This is a genomic window from Bacillus sp. UNC322MFChir4.1, assembly GCF_000746135.1.
GTDB lineage: Bacteria > Bacillota > Bacilli > Bacillales > Bacillaceae_G > Bacillus_A.
Genome location: NZ_JQKQ01000042.1, coordinates 22,106 through 31,993 on the forward strand (window position 1 = coordinate 22,106; position 9,888 = coordinate 31,993).

The window sequence follows — 9,888 nt, forward strand, 5'->3', positions numbered from 1 at the left end:
GTTAGTTTTTTGTTCAATTATTTATCTGATGAATGATCCAAAACGTGCTACACTACAAAAAACACCATTTTTTAGAGGAGTGTTAGCAATGAACCAAGAACAATTTTGGCAACTGATTTCAGATATGAATGGGAAAGACGAAACAAGTGAATGGTTAGTAGCGCAATTAGCTGTAAAATCTGCAGATGAAATCGCAGACTATGAAATGCATCTCCAAACTGCTTTACAGCAATCTTACACTTCCTCTTTATGGGCAGCAGCTTATATTATTTTAGGCGGATGCTCTGATGATTCATTTGATTATTTTAGAGGTTGGCTCATCTCATGTGGAAAAGAAACATTTGAATCTGCTTTGCAAAATCCTGAAAATCTAGCAAACTTAATTCCTGCTTTTTATGAAGAGAAAGAGCTTATTCCAGAATTTGAAGAAATGTTAAGTACTGGATTTGAAGCTTTTAGTTTAAAAGAAACAGGAGATACTGAGTGGGATAATGAGATATGGGAGAAATTCTCATCGTTACTCGATGAAAAAGGTTATGAATCATTTGAACAAGACATCAAATTTGACTGGGAAGAAGATGAGGACGAATTAGCTGAGCGCTTTCCAAAACTGTGGGAACGTTTTGGTGAAAATCCATTAGGTTAATATATGGAGCTGCTTCCAAAGAGATGTAAATATCTTTGGAAGCAGCTCCTTCTTATATGTCCACTCATATATCGGCGCTTTTTAGGATATATCAGCGCTTTTTACAATATATCGGCGCTTCGACACAATATAAAGACGCCTCGACACCGTTCAGCATAATCTGCACCTAAGTGAGTTAGCAAAATCCCTCTATTTCACCGCAGCAATCAGCTCACGAATTTCATCTCGTTTTTCATTCTCTAACAGCTCAATGACTTTACTTCCGACAACTACTCCGTCGCATACTCGGGTCATGTCTTCTATTTGCTCTGCCTTCGATATACCGAATCCCGCAACGACGGGAAGCTGAACATGTGCTTTCACCTTTTCTAAGTAGGTGTGTAATTCCTCTGTAAAGTCGCGGCGTACTCCCGTTACGCCCGCTACTGTAACGGCATAGACAAATCCTTGTGATTGACTTGTAATCTTTTGAATTCGTTCTATGGGGCTCGTTACTGTTACAAGCGGAATAAGGGCAATGTTTGCCTCGCAAAGCTGCGGTGCAATAATATCTTGTTCTTCATATGGAAGATCGGGAACGATAATCCCATCAACGCCTGCTTCGATGCAGCGCCCGGTAAAACGTTCTTTTCCAAATGCTAGAATAGGGTTTAAATAGGTCATGAGTACAAATGGAATTTGCACTTCTCTTCTCACTTCCGCAAGTTCTTGAAAAATCCCTTCTAATGTCGTTCCGTTTTCTAACGCTCGTTTTCCTGCTCTTTGAATGGTTGGTCCGTCTGCAACTGGATCAGAAAACGGGATGCCAATTTCAATAATACTTGCCCCGGCTTCGGCTAAAAAACGAATTTGCTCTTGTAAATCGCCATCTCCGCCCATTACGTACGGGATGAATGCTTTTTTCCCATTTTGAAACGCTGCATCAATTCTCTCTACTCCCATCATTTACACCTCTTCCATATATCGTTTTATACTTTCAACATCTTTATCGCCGCGCCCTGATAAACAAATGACAAGTCCTTCATCGCTTTTCATAGTAGGTGCTAATTTCAGTGCATATGCAACCGCGTGTGAACTTTCTAATGCCGGGATAATCCCTTCTTGTTTCGTTAATAGCTGAAAGGCATGGAGCGCTTCTTCATCTGTAATGGAATGATACGATACACGGCCAATGTCTTTTAATAAGCTATGTTCTGGACCAACTCCCGGGTAATCAAGTCCTGCTGAAATAGAGTGTGCTTCTTGAATTTGTCCTTCTTCATTTTGCAAAATATACATCATCGATCCGTGCAAGACGCCGACCTTTCCTTTCGTTAATGTTGCGGCATGCTTTTCTGTATGGATTCCCTTCCCTGCTGCTTCTACTCCGTAAAGTGCAACTTCTTCATCTTGTACAAATGGATAAAACATTCCCATCGCATTACTGCCGCCACCAATGCAAGCGACAACGGCTTCCGGTAATTTCCCCTCTAACGCTGCATATTGTTTTTTCGTTTCCTTACCGATTATACTTTGGAAATCGCGAACCATTTGCGGGAATGGATGCGGTCCAAGAACAGACCCCATCACATAGTGCGTATCATGTACATGTGCAACCCAGTAACGGAGCGCCTCGTTTACTGCATCTTTTAATGTTCCGCTTCCTGCTGCCACGCTTTCTACTTTTGCGCCGAGCAACTCCATTCGAAAGACATTTAACTTTTGACGACGCACATCCTCTTCTCCCATGAAAATGACGCATTCTAAGCCTAGTAAGGCACATACAGTTGCTGTTGCGACTCCGTGCTGCCCAGCCCCTGTTTCTGCGACAACTTTCTTCTTGCCCATTCGCACCGCAAGAAGTGCTTGACCAATTGTGTTGTTAATTTTGTGAGCTCCTGTATGGTTTAAATCTTCACGCTTTAAATACATTTTTGCTCCGCCGCAATATTTCGTCAGGTTTTCTGCAAAATAAAGCGGTGTTTCTCTGCCGACATACGTTTGTAAATAATGTTGTAATTGCTTTTGAAATGATTCATCTTGCATTGCCTCTTTATACGCTTCCTCTAACTCTAAAACAGACTGCATTAACGTTTCTGGAACATAACGCCCTCCGTATATACCGTAATGACCTTTTTCATTTGGATATACATATTGCATAGTTAACACTCCTTCGCTTTTGTTATAAATTGTTTTATTTTCTCGATATCTTTTTTGCCATTTGTTTCTACACCGCTGCTCACGTCAACCATATACGGCTGAACCATTTCAATCGCTTCTGTAATATTCTCAAGATGTAATCCACCGGCTAATATGCATTTTTTTCCAACTGGATTTGACTGCAATAACTCCCATGAAAATGTTTTTCCATTTCCGCCATGAAACTGTTCTTTCGGACTATCGAATAATATAAAATCAGTTTCATATTCTTTTGCTCGTTCTATATCTTCACATAAGCTTACACCGACCGCCTTTATAGACGGAATATTCAATCTTCTAATGTGATAGTTTTCTTCCTCTCCATGCAGTTGTACATGCGTTAAACGACAATGCTCTGCAATGTTCTCAATCACTTCAATTGACTCATCTACAAAAACGCCAACTTTCATTACATTCTCCGGGAGTTCCTCTATAATTTGTTTTGCCCCGTCTGGCGTAATTTGCCGCTTACTTTTCGCAAATACAAATCCAATGGCATCGGCCCCGTATTCACAAGCAATTTTTGCAGTTTCTTTGTCGGTAATCCCGCAAATCTTTACTTTCATTTCGTCACCTGCAGCACTTGAAAAAAGTCTTCGACAGACGGCGCTGTCATGAACGCTTCTCCGACAAGAATTCCTTTTGCCCCGGCCCTCTTAACACGAATTATATCCTCTTTCGTATGAATACCACTCTCGCTAATCCAAAGGACGTTTTGTTCATTTAACCGTTTCCCGAGCTGTTCTGTCGTTCTTAAATCCACTTCGAATGTTTTCAAATTTCGATTGTTTACTCCGATAATATCTGGATTTAACTCTAACGCTATTTCGAGCTCCTCTTCATTATGAATCTCGACAATCGCTTCTAGGCCGAGCTCTTTCACATACGCATATAACTCAAATAATTGTTCTTTTGTTAGTGCCGCAACAATTAGTAAAATGAGATTGGCTCCCGCATCATATGCCCGGTCAATTTGGATTCGATCAATCATAAAATCTTTACATAAAAGCGGTACATTCACACGATTTCTTACCGTTTCTAAATCGCGAAAAGAGCCCTTAAAAAATTGACTATCTGTTAAAACAGAGATTGCTCCGGCACCATTTGTTTCATAGAGCTCCGCTTGTTTCGCAACATCAACGTGTAAGTTAATATCCCCTTTAGACGGTGAAGCGCGTTTTATTTCTGCAATGAAAGTAAATTGCCCTAGTGCTTCTACGAGAGAATATGATGTACGTTTTTTCTTTACTAGGACACACGTTTCGTAAAGCACTTCTACTTCTTTCTTTTTTTGCTCAATAATTTTCGTTAAAATTGTTTCCATTTAGTTCACCCTCTCTAGCTTTTTTTTACTTTCAGCAATTAATAACTGTAATTTCTCTAGCGCCTTTCCTGAATCAATGCTATGAGCCGCTAAGCGAATGCCCTCTTCAATTGTCCTTGCCTTTCCATTTGCAAACAGCGCAAGCCCTGCATTGAATAACACTGTATCACGGTATACGCTATCTTCTCCGCGCAGCACATGTAATGTAATATTGGCATTTTCCTTTGCATCTCCGCCTCGAATCGATTCGTTTTTCACATATGAAAATCCATACTCTTTTGGAGAAATACTCATTTCAATAATGTTGTTATCTTTTAAAATTGCGACGTGATTCTCTCCTTGCAAAGATGCTTCATCTAAAAATCCGCTACCATTTACAACAATTGCTCTTTTTCTACCAAGCTTTTGGAGTACTTCTGCTACCGGACGTAACATCTCTCGTTTATAGATACCGACGAACTGTGTTTCTAAGTCGATTGGGTTAGTAAGTGGCCCGATTAAGTTAAAAATTGTTGGAACGTTTAATTCTTTTCTTACTTTCATAACAAGGCGCAGTGCTGGATGCATCGCTGGCGCAAATAGAAAAGCAATCCCGACGTTCGCTAGCAAATAATCAATTTGCTTTGCCGAACATGCAATATTTACACCGAGTTCTTCTAATAAATCGGCACTTCCTGTTTTACTAGAAACGGCGCGGTTTCCATGTTTCGCAACCTTTACACCTGCACCGGCGAGTACGAAAGCTGATGTTGTACTCACATTAAATGTTTGCGCTCCGTCTCCTCCTGTTCCGCAATTGTCCATCGCCCCTATAATATGATTCGAAAATGGCAATGCTTTTTCACGAAGAGCGCACACAAGGCCATATATTTCATCTGCCGTTTCACCCTTTGCCTTTAACAATGCTAAAAAGGCTGCAATTTCACTTTCTAAAATATCTTCGCTTAATAAGCTAATACCTGCTTCATACATTTCATGTTCTGTTAAGTCTTGCCTCTCTATTAATTTTCGAAGATGGCCATTCATACTCTCTCCTCCTCTTTCATATTCGATAAAAACGCCTGTATTAATGTATCGCCTTCTTCAGTTGCGATTGATTCCGGATGAAACTGTAATCCGATAAGCGGATAGTAATGATGGCGAATTGCCATAATTTCTCCGTCATCCATCGCTGTCGCTAATACTTCAAAACAACCCGGAAGATTGTGCTGCTTTGCTACGAGCGAATGATAACGCATCGCTGTCATTGGTTGTTTTATATATGAAAATATCGATGTGCCATTATGTTTTACAAGTGATGTTTTCCCATGTTTGATTTTTTCTGCTCGCACAACTTCTCCGCCAAAAGCAGTAACAATCGCTTGATGCCCTAGACAAATTCCGAGAATCGGAACTGTTTTATAAAAATGCCCAATTACATTCACACAAATCCCGGCATCTTCCGGCCTTCCAGGTCCTGGTGAAAGAATAATTGCCTTTGGCTTCATATTTGCTAGTTCCTCAATTGTCACTTCATCGTTACGCACGACAACAATTTGTTCTGTGTGATGGCCTAACAATTGATACAAGTTATATGTGAACGAATCATAGTTATCAATTAAGACAATCATTTCATTACCTCCAAAAGTGCTTTTGCTTTATTTAGTGTTTCTTCATATTCGGCCGCAGGACTCGAATCATAAACAACGCCAGCCCCCGCCTGTACATACGCTTTCTCGTCTTTTACAACCATCGTTCGTATCGCCAGTGCCATATCCATATTCCCAGAAAATGAAATATACCCAACTGCTCCGGCGTACACATTTCGTTTTTCTGTTTCTAATTCGTTTATAATTTCCATTGCTCTAATTTTAGGGGCTCCTGATACAGTGCCTGCAGGTAAGCAATGTGCTAACGCATCAAAACAATTCATCTGTTTTCGCAATGTTCCGTAAACTTCAGATACAATATGCATAACATGCGAATACTTCTCGATTTTCATATATTTATCTAATTGAACGGAACCGATCTCACTCACCCGGCCAATATCATTTCTTCCTAAATCAACAAGCATCATATGCTCCGCCCGTTCCTTTTCATTTACAAGTAGTTCTTTCGCTATTTTTTCATCCTCTTCTTTTGTATTTCCGCGCGGCCTTGTTCCGGCGATTGGATTTGTCATCACCTTTTCATCTCGTACAGAAAGTAAGCTTTCCGGTGAAGAACCAAGTACGATGTAATCTTGAAAATCAATATAAAACATATAAGGAGATGGATTTGCTGTGCGAAGACGGCGATATAACGCAAATGGATTTCCTGTAAAATCACTTTGCAACCGCTGTGATAACACAACTTGAAAGATATCCCCTGCTCGAATATATTCCTTTGCCTGCTCAACCATTTTGTAAAACCTTTCTTCCGTTACAGAAGATGTAAATGATAAGGAAGCACCAGGCTCTCCTATCTGTCCTTCTGATTCCTGCAGCAATTTTTGTTTATATGTTTGCAGCTGTTCATAAACTTCTTCATACGAATCTGTATCGCCGCTGCGATAGACATACACAAATGATAGCTTTTGCCTTACATGATCGTATACAACGAACATGCGATGCAGTAGGACATGCACTTCTGGAATATTTAAAGGATCAGCAAGCATCTCTCCAATATCTTCATATTGCCGAATGACGTCATACCCAATATAGCCAACCGCTCCTCCGCAAAATGGAAACGGGCTCTCAACTTTCCCGAGTGTAAGAAAACTTTCTAACACCTTTAATACATTTCCGTTTACCTTTTCTAGCACACCATTTATCGTAATTTCTACTCTACTACCGGTACTTTTTATTTCTCCATAAGGATCACATCCTAAATAGGAATAACGCCCTTTATCTTGATGAAGCTGCGAGCTTTCAAGTAGAAATGTTTTCTCACCTTTCATCCGGCGATAGAGCGCAATCGGTGTCACGCTATCTCCCTCTTCTTCTTGAATCATAAGAAAGGTTTTCCCTTGCTGTTTTTGTATGATAAATTGGTCTTTCGTTATCATCACTGTCACCTCTTTGTCTAAAAATAAAAAAGTCCTCTGCATATGGAAATATGCAGAGGACGATAAATATACCGCGGTACCACCTCTTGTTGGATGCAAAGCATCCCGCTTTTTCAGATACAATCTTATATCCTATCCTTGTAACGGCGGAACCCGGGCCTGCCTACTTACAGTTCAGCATACCTCTCGTAAGCCCATTCCGCATATGGCACCGCACCGGGCTCTCACCTATCCCCGGCTCTCTGAAACGTCTCCAATATACGTACTCTTCTTACTCATCGATTTATCCTATTCATTTTTTTCTATACAAAAAGGGAGTACTCATCCTATAAAAAGGACGGGTACTCCCGTGGTGCCACCTTAATTCGTTACAAAAGTAACGCACTTTTCCGTATCGAAATACAATACGTGTCTCTTGTAACGATGAGATCTTTTCGCCAAAGCCTACTTCTTTCGTTTCGGTCTGGAAGCTCCGAAGCCCATTCCATATTACTTTCATACTGATTCGCACCAACCATCAGCTCTCTGACATGTCCATAATATGTACTCTTCTTCATCAACGCTTGCATTTTTAAATTTGAAATCATTATATGCTTTTCTTTTTTTAGAAGTCAATACTTTCAAAAAAAATATTTTTTATGTACATATTGAATATTATATTGACAAAATAACTCATTTTTATGTAAAAATAATAAATACTCTATAAAAATATCTATACATCAACAAAAAACTTTATATTAGTAAAATAATATATCTTCTAAATACGCTTACATTTCTGAAAATTCATATTTAGAGGATAGATTTTTACACATAATCATGTTAGATTATAATATGTAATGCATCAAAAGATACTACTTGGAAAGGGGACTAATATGAACACACAGATTTTAATTTCTATTTCGATCTATATGATCGGGATGTTAGTGATTGGCTATATCGCCTACAAACGAACATCAAATTTAACAGACTATATGCTTGGCGGGCGTACATTAGGCCCCGCAGTAACAGCACTAAGTGCAGGCGCTGCTGATATGAGCGGATGGCTGTTAATGGGGTTACCCGGTGCGATGTTTGCAACAGGTCTAAGCAGCAGTTGGATTGCGATCGGCTTAACACTCGGCGCTTATGCAAACTGGCTATACGTCGCTCCTCGCTTACGTACCTACTCTGAACTTGCAAACAACTCAATTACAATTCCAGAATTTTTAGAACATCGCTTCCATGATAAATCTCATATGCTACGCCTTGTTTCCGGACTTGTTATTATGATTTTCTTTACATTTTATGTAGCTTCGGGATTAGTTTCAGGTGCTGTTCTATTTCGTAATACATTTGGAATGGACTATCATTTAGGACTTTTCATCGTTGGTGCCGTTGTCGTAGCTTATACATTATTTGGCGGTTTCTTAGCTGTAAGTTGGACAGACTTCGTACAAGGAATTATTATGGTCGTTGCACTCGTTTTAGTTCCAGTTGTAACGATTATGCACGTAAATGGTCTTGGACCAGCATTTCATACAATTAAATCTATTGACCCAAACTTATTAAATATCTTTAAAGGTACTTCTGTACTCGGCATTATTTCTTTATTTGCTTGGGGTCTTGGTTATGTTGGACAACCTCATATTATCGTACGATTTATGGCCATTTCATCTGTAAAAGAATTAAAAAGCGCTCGCCGCATCGGCATGAGCTGGATGATCTTCTCCATTGTCGGCGCAATGTTTACTGGACTCATTGGAATTGCCTATTATGCTGACAAGGGAATGAAATTAGCAGATCCAGAAACAATTTTCCTTGAGCTTGGAAATATTTTATTCCACCCGTTCATTACTGGGTTTTTATTAGCTGCCATTTTAGCGGCAATTATGAGTACAATTTCTTCACAGCTTCTTGTTACATCAAGTGCTGTAACTGAAGATTTATACAGAACATTTTTCCGCCGCTCGGCAACGGACCGCGAACTTGTTTTTGTAGGACGTATGGCCGTTCTGTTCATCGCTCTAATAGCAAGCAGCCTTGCTTTTAAACAAAATGACACAATTTTAGCGCTTGTTGGTTACGCTTGGGCAGGATTCGGTTCTTCATTTGGACCAGTTATTTTATTAAGCTTGTACTGGAAACGAATGACGAAATGGGGCGCCCTTGCTGGTATGCTTGCTGGTGCAACAACCGTTATTACGTGGACACAATTTAAGTTTTTAAAAGATATGCTATATGAAATGATTCCTGGTTTTGCTGCGAGTTTACTCGCTATTATTATTGTAAGCCTACTAACAAAGCCATCAAAAAATGTTCAAAAAGAATTTGAAGAGTTTGAAAAAGTAGCTTCTTAAATAAAAAAACAATGCCTGCTTCTGTACAATAGAAGCAGGCATTGTTTTTTTATTCATCCATTTTGATTTTTCAACATGCAAATCACCGCTAACAGTGACCGCCTCTCTGCACGGTCAGATGCTCTCTCCCACCTCAAAATTCAGCGAAAACATTGTCCAGCTCCAGCGGCTAGAATCTCCGGTCGTTTCGCCCCCTCGGACGAGGCAAAAAGCGCCTCTCTGTCAGGGGCGAGGCCACTGAAAAACTTCCGTTTTTCATCTCATAAAACATATGTAAAACAAAAAAGGCGACCTTTCGTTCAGTTTTGAACGAAAGGTCGCCTTTCTCTCTATACTTTTGTTACTGTTTCCCTTTTAATAATGTCATAATTCGTTTTAA

Annotated in this window: 9 protein-coding genes and 2 other annotated features; of the genes, 2 read left to right on the top strand and 7 right to left on the bottom strand. The window is 39.8% G+C overall.

What is annotated here, in order from left to right:
• Positions 1–88 precede the first annotated feature (88 nt).
• Entirely contained in the window at positions 89–646 is a 558-nt protein-coding gene (locus tag BR72_RS15295; RefSeq protein WP_035434303.1) for a DUF4240 domain-containing protein, read from the top strand.
• A gap of 189 nt (positions 647–835) precedes the next feature.
• Here the strand turns inward: BR72_RS15295 and trpA are convergent, their stop codons facing one another.
• The 7 genes from trpA to trpE are packed head-to-tail and all read right to left on the bottom strand — an operon-like array spanning position 836 to position 7,173.
• Complete coding sequence (trpA, locus tag BR72_RS15300) at positions 836–1,588, bottom strand: tryptophan synthase subunit alpha (protein ID WP_035434318.1); 753 nt, start codon at positions 1,586–1,588, stop codon at positions 836–838.
• A 3-nt stretch (positions 1,589–1,591) separates the two neighbouring features.
• Positions 1,592–2,785, bottom strand: coding sequence for a tryptophan synthase subunit beta (gene trpB / locus BR72_RS15305; protein WP_035434305.1), 1,194 nt, complete (start codon positions 2,783–2,785; stop codon positions 1,592–1,594).
• Positions 2,786–2,787: 2 nt separating this feature from the next.
• Positions 2,788–3,390 carry a phosphoribosylanthranilate isomerase gene (locus BR72_RS15310; protein ID WP_035434307.1) on the bottom strand — a complete coding sequence of 201 codons (603 nt, stop codon included), beginning with the start codon at positions 3,388–3,390 and terminating at the stop codon, positions 2,788–2,790.
• Positions 3,387–4,148 carry an indole-3-glycerol phosphate synthase TrpC gene (trpC, locus tag BR72_RS15315; protein WP_035434309.1) on the bottom strand — a complete coding sequence of 254 codons (762 nt, stop codon included), beginning with the start codon at positions 4,146–4,148 and terminating at the stop codon, positions 3,387–3,389. The genes BR72_RS15310 and trpC overlap by 4 nt, the downstream gene beginning before the upstream one ends.
• On the bottom strand, positions 4,149–5,174 hold the full coding sequence (gene trpD, locus BR72_RS15320; RefSeq protein ID WP_035434311.1) for an anthranilate phosphoribosyltransferase: 1,026 nt from the start codon (positions 5,172–5,174) through the stop codon (positions 4,149–4,151). It lies immediately after the preceding gene.
• Positions 5,171–5,758 carry an anthranilate synthase component II gene (locus BR72_RS15325; RefSeq protein ID WP_035434312.1) on the bottom strand — a complete coding sequence of 196 codons (588 nt, stop codon included), beginning with the start codon at positions 5,756–5,758 and terminating at the stop codon, positions 5,171–5,173. The genes trpD and BR72_RS15325 overlap by 4 nt, the downstream gene beginning before the upstream one ends.
• Positions 5,755–7,173, bottom strand: coding sequence for an anthranilate synthase component I (trpE, locus tag BR72_RS15330; RefSeq protein ID WP_035434314.1), 1,419 nt, complete (start codon positions 7,171–7,173; stop codon positions 5,755–5,757). Before trpE ends, BR72_RS15325 begins: the two co-directional genes overlap by 4 nt.
• A 52-nt stretch (positions 7,174–7,225) precedes the next feature.
• Positions 7,226–7,461: a binding site (T-box leader), on the bottom strand.
• A gap of 42 nt (positions 7,462–7,503) precedes the next feature.
• Positions 7,504–7,742: a binding site (T-box leader), on the bottom strand.
• Positions 7,743–8,045: 303 nt separating this feature from the next.
• Here trpE and putP point away from each other — a divergent pair.
• Complete coding sequence (gene putP / locus BR72_RS15340) at positions 8,046–9,509, top strand: sodium/proline symporter PutP (protein WP_035434316.1); 1,464 nt, start codon at positions 8,046–8,048, stop codon at positions 9,507–9,509.
• Positions 9,510–9,888: the final 379 nt, after the last annotated feature.

Bases quoted from the DNA above. Each gene is read 5' to 3' on its own strand.
- trpD (WP_035434311.1), bottom strand. From the start codon at position 5,174: ATGAATGGCCATCTTCGAAAATTAATAGAGAGGCAAGACTTAACAGAA.
- BR72_RS15310 (WP_035434307.1), bottom strand. From the start codon at position 3,390: ATGAAAGTAAAGATTTGCGGGATTACCGACAAAGAAACTGCAAAAATT.
- trpB (WP_035434305.1), bottom strand. From the start codon at position 2,785: ATGCAATATGTATATCCAAATGAAAAAGGTCATTACGGTATATACGGA.
- putP (WP_035434316.1), top strand. From the start codon at position 8,046: ATGAACACACAGATTTTAATTTCTATTTCGATCTATATGATCGGGATG.
- BR72_RS15295 (WP_035434303.1), top strand. From the start codon at position 89: ATGAACCAAGAACAATTTTGGCAACTGATTTCAGATATGAATGGGAAA.
- trpA (WP_035434318.1), bottom strand. From the start codon at position 1,588: ATGGGAGTAGAGAGAATTGATGCAGCGTTTCAAAATGGGAAAAAAGCA.
- trpE (WP_035434314.1), bottom strand. From the start codon at position 7,173: ATGATAACGAAAGACCAATTTATCATACAAAAACAGCAAGGGAAAACC.
- BR72_RS15325 (WP_035434312.1), bottom strand. From the start codon at position 5,758: ATGATTGTCTTAATTGATAACTATGATTCGTTCACATATAACTTGTAT.
- trpC (WP_035434309.1), bottom strand. From the start codon at position 4,148: ATGGAAACAATTTTAACGAAAATTATTGAGCAAAAAAAGAAAGAAGTA.